Genomic DNA, 14803 nt, shown 5'->3' with positions numbered 1-14803 from the left:
CCCGGATGCAGGGGTGGCCTTCTTTTTGGTTACTTTTTCTTGGCCACACAAGAAAAAGTGACTCGCCTGGCAGGGCGAAACCAAGCTATCAACCAACTCGCCAATAAGCCTAACGCTGAACCTACGCAGCACCGCTTTTAAACCTATCCCTAAAAATCCCTGAGCCAATTCAACCCCCACCCCATTCATCCAACCGTCACATCCATCTGTTTCCGTGCCCTCACGCACTGGCGCGGCTCGCCACGGAGACCCGATGAAATCCCTGCTCAAGCTCCACACCCTCACCCTGCTCGGCCTCGCTTTCGTCGCCAATCTTGGTCTGCAGGTCTACCTGGCGACCGGCCAGATCAAAACCTGGGCGGAGATCAACTGGACGGACGTCGCCGGCGAAGGCGGCTCGGCCGTGCTGGCGCTCGCCTGGCTGATCATGCTGCTGCACAGCCGTCCAGCCGGTCGTGTGACACGGCTGCTCGCCCTGGGCCTGGCCTGCGTGTTCTTTTCCTGGTGGATGGACACGCTGGACGAGTTCATCCAGTTGCCGGAGCTGGCCGTCTGGGACAATTGGCTGGAGACCGCGCCGATGCCCATCGGCTTGCTGCTGTTGACGCTGGGCATCTATCACCTCAACCAGGAACAGCGTGCCATCAGCCAGCAGATGAGCAAGCGTGAGAAAGGATTCCGCGAGCACCGCCTGTTCGACAAGCTGACCCCATTGGGCGCCGCGGAATACTTGCGCCAGCAGGTGCAGCAGGCGCTCGGTCATGCCCAGGCGGAACAGCAGCCACTCTCGCTGGTGGTCGTGGACCTGGACGATTTCAACACAATCAATCAGCGCTACGGCCAGGCAGAGGGGGATGCGGTTTTGCAGGCCATGGCGCAGCTACTGCTGCTCAATCTGCGCCGTCAGGATCTACTCTGCCGCTTGGCCGGGGATCGCTTCGTGGCGGTGTTGCCAAACACGGGCGAGACCCAGGCCCGAATGATCGCAGAAGAACTGCAACAGGCCGTGGCCAGCCTGGCGCACAAAACAGCACAGCACGGCGAACGGGTGCACCTCCGTGCAAGCACAGGGACAGTGATGGCGTTCGACGAGGATGCTGAACAGCTGCTCAAACGCCTGAACTTGAACCTGGCCAAAACCAAGCAGCAGCTGCCGCGCTGCGCCTGAGGAAATGGCCATGCCCACTGGTTACGATTGCGATACGCGTTTCATCGCCGCTCATCACCAGCCGGCCGTGCTGATCGATCTGGCGCTGTCACGCGGGATCGACAACCACCAGCTACTGCGCGGTAGTGGGCTGTTCTATGAAGACGTCATCGGTGGCCAGGCGCGGATCAGCCCCCGGCAGTTCCTGACCCTGATCGGAAACGCGCAGCGCTTGCTTGAGGCTGACGACAGCAGCTTTCTGTTCGGCCAGCGCCTGTTACCGGGCCACTACGGCGAGGTCAGCCACGCGTTGACCCATGCCTGCACCTTGCAACAGGCGCTGGAACAGCTGCAGCAATTCCGCGCCCTGCTCAGTCCGCTACTGACGCCCCGGCTGCTCCTCGACGAGCGGAGGGCATACCTGTACTGGACCGACAACTGTGGTATCGGTAACCAGCAGCGGTTCCTCACCGAGGCCAGCCTGACCGCCGTGGTGGCGATGAGCAGACGGCTTTCCGGCGAGCGCCTGCCTTGGCGCTTCCACCTCGCCTACCCGCAGCCGCGGCATGTCGAGCAGTACTGGGTGCATTTGAGCGAGCAGCTGACCTTCGCCAGTCAGATGACCATGATGAGCCTGCCGCTGGAATATCTGCACAAGCCTTGGCCAGGCGCCTCGGCGACCGCCGGACAGGTCGCTCAGCAGGCGAGTTGCGCGCAGCTGGAGAGCCTTGGCTGGCCTGGCAGCTTTATCGATCAACTGTACGACCATCTCTACGCGAACATCCGAGAGCCGCTGAATCTGGAGCGTGTCGCCCAGTCCTTCGACATGAGTCCCGCCTCGCTCAAGCGCAAACTGCACAAGCACGGCACCGGTTTTCAGGAGCAGCTGGATCAGGTACGCAAGCATGTAGCGCTGTACCTGTACCAAATGAAGGGCTACAGCAATGATGAAGTAGCGAGCTACCTGCGTTTCAACGACACCACCAATTTCCGCCGTTCGTTCAAACGCTGGACCGGGCTAGCGCCCAGTAGCCTGCGCCAGCTATTCCAGAGCTGACCCGGTCGGGCGTATCGCCGCGCCGTGCCCGTCGATTGGACTATCGGTCGGCTCGGAGTTGGGATGAGTAACTTTCGCTTGGGTTGGTTGTGCTTCCTTCGCATTGCGCTGAAGACTCGAAAGGGTCAACGCTCGACGCAGCAACAGCGCGGCGATACCGGCAACGGCGAGAAATGTGATTAGCACCGGTATGGCTTGTTCGTTCATGCGTCCTAGCTCACCCTTAGTAAAGCGTCGCGGCAGTAATAGCTTTTTGATACTACCGGCGTTAATGGGCGAATACCATCGCTGCATTAAGCGGTCGCAGCCAGGCTTCGCCCGCGCACGCTCCGACGAACGGTGGGATAAATCGACTTCTAGCGAGTCGTAACTGGGTCGCTACGCCTAATAACTCAAGATGGCTGAGGGGGCTGACTTAGATGCATCGGGAATACACCAGGCAATACCATCAATTGCGTACCCACATCGAACGGATGCTCGACAGCGGCGCGGTGATTGCTGAACGAGCGCCACTGACGATCAGACGTGGAAATCAGGTTTATCAGGTGGCATGCGGGATGCTGATCAGCGAGCAGAGCCCACGCTGACCCGGCCAGGGTTCCGCCTGGCAATCCAGGCGGGAGCAAACCGTGATGGCTACACCAGCTTGTCGACGGTCACGCGATGCAGGGCACCGCTGCCCTGCTCGAAGACGCTGATATTCGCCAGCGTGGTCTCGGCGATATTGGTCAGCGCTTCCGCAGTGAAGAATGCCTGATGCCCAGTTATCAACACGTTGGGAAAGGTCGTCAGACGCATGAACAAATCGTCGCTGATGACCTGCTGTGAAAGGTCCTGGAAGAAAAGGTTTTCTTCCTCCTCGTAAACATCCAGCCCCAGCCGACCGATCCTTCCGCTCTTGAGACCCTCGATGACTGCGCGCGTATCGACTACACGGCCTCGGCCGGTGTTGACCAACATTACGCCCGGTTTCATCTGAGCAATCGCGTCGGCATCGATCAGGTGGTTGGTTTCCGGGGTCAGCGGGCAGTGCAGCGAAATGATGTCCGCTTCGCCGAACAGTTTTTCTAACGGCACATAGCTGACGAATTCCTTCGCATCGGCGCTGGGAAAGGGATCGCTGGCCAGCACCCTGCAACCGAAGCCATGCATGATGTCGGCGAAGATAAGGCCGATCTTACCGGTCCCAATCACGCCCACCGTCTTACCGTACAGGTCGAAACCGAGCAGGCCATCGAGGGAGAAATTTCCTTCACGCACGCGGTTATAGGCGCGATGGGTCATCCTGTTGAGCCCGAGCACCAATGCCACCGCATGCTCTGCGACCGCGTGGGGCGAATACGCCGGCACTCGCGCCACCGTTATGCCCAGCCGCTCCGCCTCGGCGAGGTCGACGTTATTGAAACCGGCCGACCGCAGGGCGATGAGCTCCGTACCGCTGGAATGCAAGCGCTGCAGCACTTCGCGGTCGAGCTTGTCGTTAACGAAGGCACATATGCCGGCGAAACCCGCCGCTAGCGGCGCGGTTTCCGCGGTCAGCCGGGCGTCCAGATAGACCAGTTGGTGCTGGTGCGACTGGTTGGCCTGGTCGAGAAATGTGCGATCGTAGGGCTTGGTACTGAAGACGGCGATGCGCATGAACAGGCTCCGAATGAGACGGATTGAGGGGGCCACCCAGCCTGTCACTTGATCCATCGAATGACATTGCAAAGGCCATCGGCCGACGGGTTCAACGAGGCAGGCGGATACCGTATGACCTCACACCAGCCCGTCGAACCGGGCGTAAGGGTTGCTGCAGGGCAATCGATAGCCAAGAAAGCTAATCTTGGGATTGGTCTTGTTCTGCTGCCGCAAAAAATCAGTCGAAACCATGAAATCCGTTAACAAGCGGCGCTCGAAGTTGTCGACCCGAAGATCAGTGTAGGCTGTTCCCACACCGGTTTGCTGGCGGATCTTGTAGAGCCCCATCAATGCGGTCAGCTTCTCCGAGCCGTAGTGGTCAGCCATCGCATCGACGAATTTGCGCTGGTCGTCAGGATCCATCTGGAAGTTTCCCACCAGCCGTTGCAGTAGCTGTGGGATGAAGACCTGACGGTCCTCGTAGATCAAGGCGCCGGACCCGATTGCCACCAGACCCAGTGTGGCGGCGGACGAAACCAACAACGTACGACGTTTCATGGGCAATCCTTAGCTATAAAGCAGGTCGGCAGCACGGATGGACAAGGCGGCAGCCGTCAGGCTGGGATTCGCCGGCGAGCAGCTCGGGTAAGTCGCAGTACCGACGACAACAAGATTGCGCATTTTGTGATGCACCATATGCCCATCGACGACCGAACCGTCATCCACCTGCCCCATGCGCAACGTGCCCTGCACGTGCGATTCCGTCAGACGCCATTCCCTGAAATTGATCGATTCCACCGGCAGCGGCGCGAGCAATTTTTCCAAGCTGTCGAGGCCGTACTGAACCCCCTTCATGCCGTAGTCGGACTCGCCGCGGTAGTCGATGATCGCCTGCCCGGTCTGCGGGTCGATGAGGACCCGGTTCTCGACGTTGGGCAGGTCTTCGCTCACCAGCATCAACGGCAGCGTCTGGTTCCAGCGCCCGATTTCTGGACGTAGCCCGTAGGGCCAGCGATTTTCAAAGTAGACCAGGCACGCCGAGTGCTCCTTACGGAAGTCACCGTCGTATAGCGAGTAGTTAAGGCCGGTGGTGATCGTGCTGCCATCGAAGTTGCCCAGCCCATCGAGATATACCTCGACGTTGGCCCCCACTTGCTCGTGCAGGCCATACCGGTTTCGCCGAAGTTGATATCCGAACGCAGCAGGATCGCCGGGCTCTGAATGGCATTGGCGCCCAGCACGAACAGATCACCGAATACTTTGAACTCCTGCCCATCGGAGCGGATCGTGACGCCCTTAATGATGTTGCCTTGGTATTCGAGTGTGCGCACTTCGGTCTTCAGGCACACATCCACCTTGGGATGGCTGTACAGCTCGGCCAAGCCATTCTGCGCGGTGAACTTGGCGTTCATCGGGCAGAGGTTGCAGGTGGCATTGGCACAGCAGACGCCTCGGGTGCCGGTCGCGACCCGAGCACGCCCGGTCGGCATGATGAAATGATGGTCGGGCATGGCCTCCTTCATCAACATGTCGATGGAGGAGCCTTTATGCGGAGGCTGGGGGAAGGGTTGGCTGCGAGGCAACACTCGGGTCATATCCGGGTCGCCTGCGATCGACATGATCTGCTCGGCCTGGCAATAGTAGGGTTCGAGCTCGGCATAGCTCAGCGGCCAATCGTTGCCAACACCGTAACGCGTCCGAATGGCGAAATCACTGGGGTGCAAACGAGGCGTCTGTGAATACCAGCAATTCATTCCACCGCCCAAGGCGATGGTGGTATTCCAAGGTTTCTCGCCGCGGTTGTCGTAGGTGGAGTCCGGCTTGATGGCAGAACTGCTTTGGGTCTGGATCTGCCAATCCCAGGGATGGAAATCACCCCACTCTAGGATCAATGCGCGTCCGGTGAGGTGTTTCAAGGCTTCAGTCAAAAAGAAGCTCGAACCAAAACCAGACCCGACTACAACCAACTCATAGTGTTCTTCGTTGATGTCCTTTGCGCTTACCCGGTTGATCTCCACGACCGATTCCCTTACTGCTGCAGCCTCGCCGAAACCAAGCTGTCCAATCATTTACACGTCAGCAATGTCCTGCTGCGCAGCGCATGTCACGGCTTGAACCCGGCGTATCGCTACGACACGCGCTGAGAAGCCAGTTCTACGTGACCTTTGAAACGAAGCGGAGTTCCAGCCTGCTTACGCCCATGCGTGCGAAGGGCTAGTCATTCAGCCCTTCCGATAGCCAGCTCCGTACGCGGCGACGGTCACGCCAGGAGGTCAGCTGGTGGGTGAACGGGCTCTCCGGCACCAGACGGCATTCCGGATCGGTGAGGTCGCCCAGTTTGAAGCGCCGCAACACACCCAGCGGGTGGCGCTCTGGCCCGTAAAACGCCACCGCGCGGATTTCCATGCAGTGGAACTGCCAGTCACCCACTGGCTGATGGCCTTGAAGCTCGATGCCATTAAGCTCGGCAACTCGCCGCAACATACCCTGAAAGGTGCCGACGTGAATGAAATCACCACTGCTCAGTGGCCCCTGGTGGGTGGTCTGGTGGATGGCGAGATCGGGTGGCACGTCATCTTCCATGCTCTGGCGAATGTCGGTGATATCCACTTCCAAGGGTCCCCGTGACGTCACCACCGAGACCACGAGCTGATTGATGAACATCGGCTCGGCACTCATGTTGGAGATGATGCAAAGCGAGCCGAGCCCTTTGCCTGCGCCTCGATTGATGAGCAGGCTCGGCTGGCGCTGCCGTCTGAAGTTTCGCAAGAGCAAATGCGCATAGAACATCCACACCAGAAGCGTGCTCAAGGAGATCAGCAACGAAACGAGCTGCTGGTTCTTCATTAACCAATCGATCATGTAGCGTCTCGGTAAGTGATTCCCAGCTGAGACAGTCCAAACCCGGCTGGGTGCCCCAACCCTGTCGGTAGGCGCCGCTCCAGGCGCGGCCCGTCCAGCAGCAGACACGAACGAACGCCAGCCGCTGCAGGTCCGAAACATGGAGCCCGCAAACAGTCGAGGGATATCAAATGAAGAGCTTGAGCATCGCTTCATCAGTGTTACTAGCCCTGCTAGCAACGACCGCGTCGGCCAATCAGGAACCGACCGAGCATGAGCCGGCCGATACAAACAGCCAGGCCCGGCGGGACCTCAACAACGAGGCAAGCGCACATGGCTACCAGAACCCTACCGGCGAAGACCCGCAACCACGTTTAACCGAGGACACGATCGAAAACGCTCACGGAGACGACGAGCGCGTAGATAACGAAGAGGATTCTCAGAAACGCTGATTGGCTATCTATCGCGCTAGCCACCGCCATCGGACGACCTGAGTTGCCGTCTGCGACTGTGGACGGCATCAGCCTTGTTATCACCGGCGTCTGGACTGGCCAGCGTGACAGGACGCATCGGCGCATGATCAAAGCGGCGGGATGCTAAAGCTTGTATGTGCAGGCGCTGTCGATACACGACTACATTCTCCGTGCGCCGCAGCCGGGCGGCCACGGGCAGGTCAGTAAAGCAGACGGCTAGTCGACAGCACGCCTAAGCGTGAAAGCGCCCCGCAGCTCCCCAAGCTTGAAGCCCCGAGCCTCATCCTCGGGGTAATACTGGTCAATCAGCGCCGCCAGCTCGGGTTTGATCGAGCCACCATGACATGCCAGACACGCCTCGCCAGTGGGAATGGCCTTCATCAGTCGAAACTCACCATCCACCATTTCGGCATGCGACATGTTTTGCAGCGGCTCACCCTCCGCAGCGCGCTGCTGGAACTGCTCCAGCACGGCGCGCTCCCAAGGATCGGGCGCATTGTCTTGGTTACGCAGCTTCAGTGCCGTGCGACCCACCCGCCAAGGCGCCTCGCTATGCTCGGCAGTGATCTGCGGCGCCAATTGCTGGCAGGCCTGCACCGCCTGTTGCGGTCCGCCACTTTCCACAGCGGACTTCACCGTGGCCATCAGCTGCTGCTGAAATGGAGGAATGAGTGCCATCCCCTCACTGATCAGCGGATCCAGTGGCTCCGCTTGGGCAGACAAGCTCAACGCCAAACAGCTCAAGGGCAACAGATAGCGCATAAAAACTCCTTGGTGGCCTACTGGCCGAAGAGATGTATTGAATCGAAAACCAATTGGACCCGCGCCCCTGCGACCAGGCATCTGCGCAGCTGTCGCAGACTCGCTGTGTGTTGCACACGTTACTTTCGCCAGTGCCGAAGAAAGCATGCGCATTTAATCGTCCAGCGTCCCCCTCGCCGAAAGTTTCGGTGCCCTCGGCGCCCACTTGTCCTTTGCATTGGCGCTAGTGCAGCTTCAGCGCTCAGCCTGCCAACTCGCTGTGCACACGCGTGCCATGCAACAGGTTATCTGCCAGCGGGCAACGGCGTTCCACCTCGGCGAGGAATTCCTGTTTCTGCTCAAGCGTCATGTCAGCATCGATCTCTACCCGCAGGCGCACTTCCTCGAATCCGGGCCGCACGCTAGTGTCACGCCCTAGCAACCCGGCCGGACCGTAGTCCGCCTCGACTTCGAAGCGCATGCCGCGCAGCTCCACCTTGCGCTGGTGGGCGAGGAAACGACCGATCGTTCCGAAGCAACCTGCAAGCGCCGCCAAGACCAGCTCCAGCGGACTTGGTCCGGTATCAGTACCAAACGCGGCACGCGGCTGGTCGATCAGCACCCGGTGATTGCCGCAATCCACTTCGATTGCGAAGCCGTCACCCATACTGCCTTGAACACTGATGGTCTTCATGCGCGGCCGCTCCTTAAGAAAAAATCCTCTCGATGCGCATAGCACCGATAACGCCGATCGGCCTGCCGTTCAGCCTGAATCGCAAAATTGATTCGTATCGGCAATTACATTCTTGAATTACATTATATTTTTATATGTATTGTTTCAAGAACGTTTTCTGCCTTTCAGGCGTAAAGCCGATAGGACGTTGGGGAGATGGGAACGGAAGAGATGATCCCGGCTCAGGTCCACTAGCGATAGCGAGTGGCGGAGCGCCTGATGCGCCGCAGCCTGCTGGCGGAGCACCAGAGATGGGTCGGGGTGTCAGCAAGGTCCAGTGTCTACGACGCCTTGCTGGCTGTCTGGGCTAAAGCTTCAGGGGTTGGCTCAGGCATGCTCGTAGTCACAGGCGGACGGCTCTGCTGGTAGGCATGAACAACGGCATCAACCTGATCAAACGCATGGGTAACTGCTTCTGACAGCTGCGTTGCTTCTTCTTGCGGCGTCATGTCGCGTTTCGCAGAACTGCCATCTGATTCTTTTTTGGCCGGCCAGCGCGAGAGCACCCAGTCGGACATCACGCGAACCAGCCCTGGGCTTGCACGTCGCTTCTCGTGAGCAGCCGCGACGCTTTGCGCTGTATTGCGCGGATCGTTCATGGCCTCAAGGTCATCCATGGCATCAGCGAAACCCGTTGCAAAGCGCATCCTGTCCGCGACACCGCGGCCCAAGCGCCGCTTTAGCCAGGCTCTTGAAACAATCCTTCGTCGCCTGCGACAAAGACGGCCGCCATGATTCTGGCTCGCAACGCGGGCACGCATAGGGCTGTTCGGCACGTTCTTTACCGTCGGCTGGTAACCGCAAGCGACACACGTCATGGATGCTCTCCTGCTGCAACGAACCGATGCCAGCAGATTGCTACTTGCCTTCGCAGTAACTTTCTGCCCGGCGCAAGCTATAGCTGCGGAATGGTGGCTGTTCGCCATGGTTATCGTCTGACCAACGCTCTACAATCGCGCCTCACATTCAGCCGCTTGGGCGGCCCTGACTGGCGAACCGTCATGCCTCAACCCGTCAACCGCCTCGACCGGCTGCTCGTAGCCCTCGTTCTCTTCACTCTCGTGTGGCTGCCGCTACCGCTGGGCAGCAATCGTGACTGGTCGGTAGGTGTGCTGATTGCGCTGGTGGGTGGCCTGTGCGGGCTGTGGGCCGTAGAAAGAGCCCGCAGCGGCGAGCCGATCATGCCGTCCAAGGCCATACAAGCAGCGCGACCGATGTTGGCGTTACTGCTACTCAGCCAACTCTGGGTAGCAGTGCAATGGCTGTTTGGCTTCACCGTCGATAACGGCGCCACCGTCCAGTATCTATCCCTTGGCGTAGCCTACAGCCTGCTATTCCTGCTCATCATCAGCCTCTTCAATACCCGCAAGCGACTGACACTGTTGTTAGCGACCCTGGTAGTCAGCGGAACCTTACAAGCCTTCTGGGGCGCGCTCATGACCCTGTCGGGCGTCGAGTGGCTGTTGATAGGCCCAAAAACCAGCTACATCGGCGTGGCCACCGGTACCTTCGTCAACCGCAACCACCTGGCCGGCTACCTGGAACTGACGTTGGCCTGTGGCATTGGTCTGCTGATGGCGCTGCGTGACAGCCGTCCGTTCAGCTGGGTCAACCTGCTTGAACTGCTGATGGGCCCCAAGGCGCGATTGCGCCTGGCGTTGGTGGTGATGGTCATTGCGCTGGTGATGACGCATTCGCGCATGGGCAACGCTGCATTCTTCGCCAGCCTGCTCATCGTTGGTGGCGTGTTCGTCCTGCTGGACAAGGAACACCGCCTGCGCAACAGCATCATCCTGGTCAGCCTCATCCTGATCGACGTACTGGTGATCAGTCAGTACTTCGGTCTTGAACGGCTGAAGGATCGCGTACTAAGCACGCAGCTCAGCGATAAGGTCGTCGATGGGGACATTATTCAGAAGGCCAACGAGGTGCGTGATGACGTGTTTGGCTATGCCATTCCGCTGCTACTGGAGCGCCCGTTGATCGGCCAGGGTGCAGGCAGTTTCGAGGCAGTCTTTCCGAAGTACCCAGGGCCGGACATTCGATTGCACTTCGACCATGCCCACAACGACTACCTGCAGTTCGGCATCGAGTTTGGCTTGCTAGGCAGCCTGCCGCTCGCCGCCTTCGTGCTGCTCGCACTTTGGCAGGCACTGCGTGCGCTGTGGCAGCGCGAATCAATCTATCGAAGTGGCGTAGGATTTGGTGCGGCGATGGGGATCATTTCGCTGTTGATCCACTCCAGTACTGACTTCAATCTGCAAATACCGGCCAACGCCGCCACTTTGGTGGTGGTCTGTGCCATAGCAGTACTTGCCGGCAGTCACTCGCGGGTGCGTGGAACCGACCGCGAGCGATCAAGTGCTACCCGGCTCACCGGTTTGGGGCTGAAATCACCGACCACTGCCAACGGCTAGCCTCAGCAACCCTCAGTGCTCTCGTGCCCGGCGTGCCAGTCGCCCTCGAACACGTGTCGAATCTCATGCCCCACGCAGTAGGGGTAGTTCTCCCGCAACACCTCTACAACACACACGCCATTGGCGCAGCGCGACAGACCAAAGGCCTTCATGCCTGGCTTGTAATCGATCTTGTCGACCAGCCGTATATGGATAAGCGCCTCGTCACGGGTGACTGGCGTAGCCGGTTCACTCGCGCAACCCGTCAGCAGCGCCAGAAGGCCGCACACAAGGGCAGCCGGTGCGAGACGCATGGATGAATGCCAACCAGGCACCGGAACAACTGCGGTTTCGACGCTCCTCAATCGACTAGCCATATTTCGCCCTCATCCATCCATCTGGAGCGGGCGAAGCGATCGTCTTCCTCGAATCCCGCCGAACATGAATACGGACCGAGGCGGATGTACAACGTTGCAAGCGAAACGGCGACGCCGATGAACGGTCAGCTCAGGCGTTGGTTGTGGCTTATGTCAGATATCGGCGCGCTTGGGTATTCGGGCCTCAAGCGCGGCCCTTCACGGCTAATTCCACTGCCGTAAGCGGGCGCGAATGCCGCGCCCAGCGGCGGCAAATGCCACGCCAGGCTCCAGAACTCACGACGCCCGCCCCTACTCCCAGCGTGTTAGCGACCATGTCCGCCAGGGAGGCGAAGCGATGCGGCTGGTAACCCTGAGCGAGCTCGATCAGCACGGCCGTCGCCAAGCACAGCGAAAAGATCCAGACGACAGACCAGCGAGGCAACGCCAGCCGCATGCTAAACGCCAACGCAGCGAAGCCCAGTAAGTGGTGCAGTTTGTCCTGCTGATCGAACACTTGCGGCACCGGATCGGGCCGCAACCCGGCGTACAGGAGGATTGCCGTTACAACCAGCAACGGCAGGAATCGCCAATAGCGCATCAATCGAGACTCGCGACAAATCAAAGAGAAGGAAGAAGCCAACCCGCATTATGGAATGCAGGTGCCACGTATAGGCATGGTCAGGGAAAGCGCGACGATGGCGAGCTAGGAGCCGCCAAACCAACTGGGTAAAGCAAAACCGGCCATGACCTCGACATCACGAAGCGATAAATCAAGGGCGAAATGTCGTGGCCGCGCCTGTGTGCCATAGACAGGAAGATCACTTACGAGGCGATAGATGCCGGAGGTAACGGCACACCCGATTCCAGCACTGAATCTTCAGAAACATAACCATCCGGATTGCCCAGCTGCCAGCGCCAGGTATCACGCATCATCGCGTCGATCCCTCGCTTGGCCTGCCAGCCCAATTCGGTGGCGGCCTTACGAGGGTCGGCCCAGCATTCGGCGATATCGCCGGTGCGACGTGGCGCAAATCGGTAGGGAATCGAGCGGCCTGACGCCTGTTCGAATGCATGGATCATCTGCAGCACGCTGTAGCCTGCACCAGTGCCCAGGTTCCAAACCTGCAAGCCTGCATCCGATGTGATGCGCTCCAGCGCCTTCAGATGCCCCTCAGCCAAGTCCATGACATGGATATAGTCACGCACACCAGTTCCGTCTGGCGTTGCATAGTCGTTGCCGAACACCGTCAGCTCACGCAACTTGCCCACGGCGACCTGGCTTATGTACGGCAGCAGGTTATTTGGTATGCCGTTGGGCGATTCTCCAATAAGCCCGCTCTCATGAGCGCCAACCGGATTGAAGTAGCGTAGCAGTGCAACGCTCCAGCGTGGATCTGAAGCGGCCAGGTCTCGCAGTACTTCTTCGACGCCCAGCTTGGAGCGGCCATAGGGATTGGTGGGGTTACCGGTAGGGCAGCTTTCCGAAATCGGCATCTGCTTTGGGTCGCCATAAACCGTAGCTGAGGAACTGAACACCAGACGGAACACCTTGGAACGGGCCATGGCCTGGCACAGCGAAAGGCTGCCGGCCACATTGTTCTCATAATAGGCAAGCGGCTCGCGCACGCTTTCCCCAACGGCCTTGAGCCCAGCGAAGTGCAGCACGGCGCTGATGGGGTGGCTGGCAAACAGTAGATCGAGCAGCGCCGCATCGCGAATATCGCCCCGTACAAAAACCGGAGCCTTGCCGCAGATGCGGGTGACGCGCTCAAGAGATTCATCCGAGCTGTTGCTGAGGTTGTCCAGCACTACAACGTCATAGTCTGCTTCGAGCAGAGCCAGGGCGGTGTGCGAGCCGATATAGCCGGCACCGCCGGTCACCAGAATGGTTTCTTTCAAGAGTGCTTCCTTTCAGTAAAACAAATGGCGCCTTGCAGGCGCCACACAGCACCAGATCTCTTCAGAGCAACAGCCAGAAGGCTCAGTAAGCGTTTTTGTTGATAAATCCCCTGAACACCGTCAGCAGGATGATCTTGAAATCAAGCATCAGCGACCAATTTTCGATGTACCAAAGATCGCACTCGATGCGTTTTTCCAAGTCGGTATCGCCACGCCAACCGTTGACCTGCGCCCAGCCGGTAATACCGGCTTTCATCAGGTGCTTTTGCATATAACCCGGAATCTCGTGCTTGAAGCGATCAACGAATAACGTGCGCTCCGGTCGTGGCCCAACGATGGACATGTCACCCTTCAGGACGTTGATGAATTGCGGTAGTTCATCAAGGCTGGTGCGACGAATAAAAGCGCCAAAGCGGGTGGTTTGCTTCTGTTGAGCGCCCCCCCAGGTCACGCCGCTCTTTTCCGAGTCCACCGGCATGGAGCGAAACTTCAACATGTCGAACGGCTTGCCGTTCCAACTGACCCGCTCCTGCCGGTAGAAAATAGGGCCCGGAGATGACAGCTTCACCCCAATGGCAACCGCCAACAGCACAGGGGAAATCATCAGAACGATAAACACCGAAATCAGGCGATCTTCTAGCGCCTTCCAGAAATGCGCACTGCCACTGATAGGCGAGCAACTCATATCGAGCAGGTACAGGTTGGCCACATGAGAAATGTTGTGGTTGATCAGACGGAAATCGCGCATATCCGGCATAAAGCGCACGTTTGCTGCTGTCACGCCGAGGTCGGCGATGGTCTGCTTGACGCGCTCGCCTTCCGCCAATGGGAGGCAGATCCACACCTCGTCGCTCTTTATGTCCTGAACACGGCTGGCAGCATAGGGCACCCAGTCCAATCCTCGTTCAGCGAGTTCCTTGTGGCGATCATCACCGGTCAGATAGACAGCGCTAATATCGAAGCCTGCGGCCGGCTCTGATTGAAGATGACGGGCGGCCGTTGCGCACGAATTAGCGTCGCCGACCAGCACCACATGCTTGCGGTTGCGGCCAAGCATTCGATAACGCTTGAGCAGTGGGTACACCGCCGCACGCGCCGAGAGCGATGTCAGAAACGCGACGGTAAGCGTAACCACCAGCCACACACGTGAAAATGAGTCCGATAGCCCCGTTAGGAACAGCAGACTGGTACAAACGAGGCCGACAATCAGATAACCCGTCGACAGCTTGAATAGCAGCGGGCTAAGCACCCGGCCTCGCCAGGTGTTGTATATACCCAACGAGGGCAACACGACCGCTATCAACAATGCGCCAACTGTCGTACCCCATATGTATAACGGTGACATAAAGCTTTGTTTCAAATACAGAACATGCACCACATAGGCGGCCAGTGCTGTTGCACCTACATCAGTAAGCTGCGCCAGCCGGCTACTCAGCCATCCATATTTGTGCGACAGGTTTCTGCTGCGTCTGAATGTCAGTTCCATGATCCCCTCCAACAGATACAGCGTCCAGAAGCGCTCGTGTTGACGAACCTC

Annotated in this window: 17 protein-coding genes; 4 read left to right on the top strand and 13 right to left on the bottom strand. The window is 58.9% G+C overall.

The genetic code is table 11. From position 1 onward, the window contains the following. Positions 1–253 precede the first annotated feature (253 nt). Complete coding sequence (locus tag ACQKEK_RS03405; RefSeq protein ID WP_499141043.1) at positions 254–1168, top strand: GGDEF domain-containing protein; 915 nt, start codon at positions 254–256, stop codon at positions 1166–1168. 4 nt (positions 1169–1172) lie between these two features. After that, positions 1173–2204, top strand: a complete 1032-nt coding sequence (locus ACQKEK_RS03400; RefSeq protein ID WP_499141041.1) for an AraC family transcriptional regulator — start codon at positions 1173–1175, stop codon at positions 2202–2204. Here ACQKEK_RS03400 and ACQKEK_RS03395 read toward each other — a convergent pair. The 6 genes from ACQKEK_RS03395 to ACQKEK_RS03370 all read right to left on the bottom strand — a co-directional run bounded on the left by ACQKEK_RS03395 (position 2190) and on the right by ACQKEK_RS03370 (position 6686). Continuing rightward, the gene (locus ACQKEK_RS03395; protein ID WP_128119367.1) at positions 2190–2411 is read right to left on the bottom strand and encodes a hypothetical protein; all 222 of its coding nucleotides are present in this window, start codon (positions 2409–2411) and stop codon (positions 2190–2192) included. The two genes, ACQKEK_RS03400 and ACQKEK_RS03395, sit on opposite strands and share 15 nt — an antisense overlap. A 429-nt stretch (positions 2412–2840) precedes the next feature. Further along, complete coding sequence (locus tag ACQKEK_RS03390; RefSeq protein ID WP_499141039.1) at positions 2841–3842, bottom strand: 2-hydroxyacid dehydrogenase; 1002 nt, start codon at positions 3840–3842, stop codon at positions 2841–2843. A 120-nt stretch (positions 3843–3962) separates the two neighbouring features. Beyond that, positions 3963–4382 carry a hypothetical protein gene (locus ACQKEK_RS03385; RefSeq protein WP_499141037.1) on the bottom strand — a complete coding sequence of 140 codons (420 nt, stop codon included), beginning with the start codon at positions 4380–4382 and terminating at the stop codon, positions 3963–3965. A gap of 9 nt (positions 4383–4391) precedes the next feature. Continuing rightward, the gene (locus tag ACQKEK_RS03380; protein WP_499141035.1) at positions 4392–4781 is read right to left on the bottom strand and encodes a GMC oxidoreductase; all 390 of its coding nucleotides are present in this window, start codon (positions 4779–4781) and stop codon (positions 4392–4394) included. Further along, a complete protein-coding gene (locus ACQKEK_RS03375) occupies positions 4781–5893 on the bottom strand; it encodes a GMC family oxidoreductase (RefSeq protein WP_499141033.1) in 1113 nt (370 codons plus the stop codon). The genes ACQKEK_RS03380 and ACQKEK_RS03375 overlap by 1 nt, the downstream gene beginning before the upstream one ends. A 145-nt stretch (positions 5894–6038) precedes the next feature. Further along, the gene (locus ACQKEK_RS03370) at positions 6039–6686 is read right to left on the bottom strand and encodes a hypothetical protein (RefSeq protein WP_499141031.1); all 648 of its coding nucleotides are present in this window, start codon (positions 6684–6686) and stop codon (positions 6039–6041) included. A gap of 170 nt (positions 6687–6856) precedes the next feature. Between ACQKEK_RS03370 and ACQKEK_RS03365 the strand changes: the two genes are divergently transcribed. Continuing rightward, positions 6857–7117: a hypothetical protein gene (locus ACQKEK_RS03365; RefSeq protein WP_499141029.1), complete on the top strand. Its 261-nt coding sequence runs from the start codon at positions 6857–6859 to the stop codon at positions 7115–7117. A gap of 237 nt (positions 7118–7354) precedes the next feature. On the opposite strand, the gene ACQKEK_RS03360 is transcribed toward ACQKEK_RS03365, so the two are convergent. The 3 genes from ACQKEK_RS03360 to ACQKEK_RS03350 all read right to left on the bottom strand — a co-directional run bounded on the left by ACQKEK_RS03360 (position 7355) and on the right by ACQKEK_RS03350 (position 9430). Continuing rightward, on the bottom strand, positions 7355–7900 hold the full coding sequence (locus ACQKEK_RS03360) for a Tll0287-like domain-containing protein (protein WP_499141027.1): 546 nt from the start codon (positions 7898–7900) through the stop codon (positions 7355–7357). A 241-nt stretch (positions 7901–8141) separates the two neighbouring features. After that, positions 8142–8573 (bottom strand): OsmC family protein, encoded by a 432-nt coding sequence (locus tag ACQKEK_RS03355; RefSeq protein ID WP_499141025.1) that lies wholly within the window; start codon positions 8571–8573, stop codon positions 8142–8144. Between the two features lie 320 nt (positions 8574–8893). Further along, complete coding sequence (locus tag ACQKEK_RS03350) at positions 8894–9430, bottom strand: hypothetical protein (protein ID WP_499141023.1); 537 nt, start codon at positions 9428–9430, stop codon at positions 8894–8896. A 183-nt stretch (positions 9431–9613) separates the two neighbouring features. On the opposite strand from ACQKEK_RS03350, the gene ACQKEK_RS03345 reads away from it, so the two are divergent. Further along, the gene (locus ACQKEK_RS03345) at positions 9614–11029 is read left to right on the top strand and encodes an O-antigen ligase family protein (RefSeq protein ID WP_499141021.1); all 1416 of its coding nucleotides are present in this window, start codon (positions 9614–9616) and stop codon (positions 11027–11029) included. A 2-nt stretch (positions 11030–11031) separates the two neighbouring features. Here ACQKEK_RS03345 and ACQKEK_RS03340 read toward each other — a convergent pair whose 3' ends face one another. The 4 genes from ACQKEK_RS03340 to ACQKEK_RS03325 form a co-directional block, all read right to left on the bottom strand. Then, positions 11032–11322 carry a hypothetical protein gene (locus tag ACQKEK_RS03340; protein ID WP_499141019.1) on the bottom strand — a complete coding sequence of 97 codons (291 nt, stop codon included), beginning with the start codon at positions 11320–11322 and terminating at the stop codon, positions 11032–11034. 247 nt (positions 11323–11569) lie between these two features. Then, positions 11570–11965: a VanZ family protein gene (locus ACQKEK_RS03335; protein WP_499141017.1), complete on the bottom strand. Its 396-nt coding sequence runs from the start codon at positions 11963–11965 to the stop codon at positions 11570–11572. A 224-nt stretch (positions 11966–12189) separates the two neighbouring features. Then, a complete protein-coding gene (gene galE, locus ACQKEK_RS03330) occupies positions 12190–13266 on the bottom strand; it encodes a UDP-glucose 4-epimerase GalE (RefSeq protein WP_499141015.1) in 1077 nt (358 codons plus the stop codon). Positions 13267–13348: 82 nt separating this feature from the next. Next, positions 13349–14752, bottom strand: a complete 1404-nt coding sequence (locus ACQKEK_RS03325; protein ID WP_499141013.1) for an undecaprenyl-phosphate glucose phosphotransferase — start codon at positions 14750–14752, stop codon at positions 13349–13351. Between the last annotated feature and the right edge of the window lie 51 nt (positions 14753–14803).

Source organism: Pseudomonas sp. NPDC077408, from assembly GCF_050269105.1.
Taxonomy (GTDB): Bacteria; Pseudomonadota; Gammaproteobacteria; order Pseudomonadales; family Pseudomonadaceae; genus Stutzerimonas.
The sequence above is the reverse complement of the archived record's forward strand: the minus strand, read 5'-3'. Positions and strand labels throughout refer to the sequence as shown.

Bases quoted from the DNA above. Each gene is read 5' to 3' on its own strand.
- ACQKEK_RS03405 (WP_499141043.1), top strand. From the start codon at position 254: ATGAAATCCCTGCTCAAGCTCCACACCCTCACCCTGCTCGGCCTCGCT.
- ACQKEK_RS03350 (WP_499141023.1), bottom strand. From the start codon at position 9,430: ATGACGTGTGTCGCTTGCGGTTACCAGCCGACGGTAAAGAACGTGCCG.
- ACQKEK_RS03370 (WP_499141031.1), bottom strand. From the start codon at position 6,686: ATGATCGATTGGTTAATGAAGAACCAGCAGCTCGTTTCGTTGCTGATC.
- ACQKEK_RS03400 (WP_499141041.1), top strand. From the start codon at position 1,173: ATGGCCATGCCCACTGGTTACGATTGCGATACGCGTTTCATCGCCGCT.
- ACQKEK_RS03360 (WP_499141027.1), bottom strand. From the start codon at position 7,900: ATGCGCTATCTGTTGCCCTTGAGCTGTTTGGCGTTGAGCTTGTCTGCC.
- ACQKEK_RS03325 (WP_499141013.1), bottom strand. From the start codon at position 14,752: ATGGAACTGACATTCAGACGCAGCAGAAACCTGTCGCACAAATATGGA.
- ACQKEK_RS03365 (WP_499141029.1), top strand. From the start codon at position 6,857: ATGAAGAGCTTGAGCATCGCTTCATCAGTGTTACTAGCCCTGCTAGCA.
- ACQKEK_RS03340 (WP_499141019.1), bottom strand. From the start codon at position 11,322: ATGCGTCTCGCACCGGCTGCCCTTGTGTGCGGCCTTCTGGCGCTGCTG.
- ACQKEK_RS03395 (WP_128119367.1), bottom strand. From the start codon at position 2,411: ATGAACGAACAAGCCATACCGGTGCTAATCACATTTCTCGCCGTTGCC.
- ACQKEK_RS03390 (WP_499141039.1), bottom strand. From the start codon at position 3,842: ATGCGCATCGCCGTCTTCAGTACCAAGCCCTACGATCGCACATTTCTC.
- ACQKEK_RS03355 (WP_499141025.1), bottom strand. From the start codon at position 8,573: ATGAAGACCATCAGTGTTCAAGGCAGTATGGGTGACGGCTTCGCAATC.
- ACQKEK_RS03335 (WP_499141017.1), bottom strand. From the start codon at position 11,965: ATGCGCTATTGGCGATTCCTGCCGTTGCTGGTTGTAACGGCAATCCTC.
- ACQKEK_RS03345 (WP_499141021.1), top strand. From the start codon at position 9,614: ATGCCTCAACCCGTCAACCGCCTCGACCGGCTGCTCGTAGCCCTCGTT.
- ACQKEK_RS03380 (WP_499141035.1), bottom strand. From the start codon at position 4,781: ATGCTGGTGAGCGAAGACCTGCCCAACGTCGAGAACCGGGTCCTCATC.
- ACQKEK_RS03385 (WP_499141037.1), bottom strand. From the start codon at position 4,382: ATGAAACGTCGTACGTTGTTGGTTTCGTCCGCCGCCACACTGGGTCTG.
- ACQKEK_RS03375 (WP_499141033.1), bottom strand. From the start codon at position 5,893: ATGATTGGACAGCTTGGTTTCGGCGAGGCTGCAGCAGTAAGGGAATCG.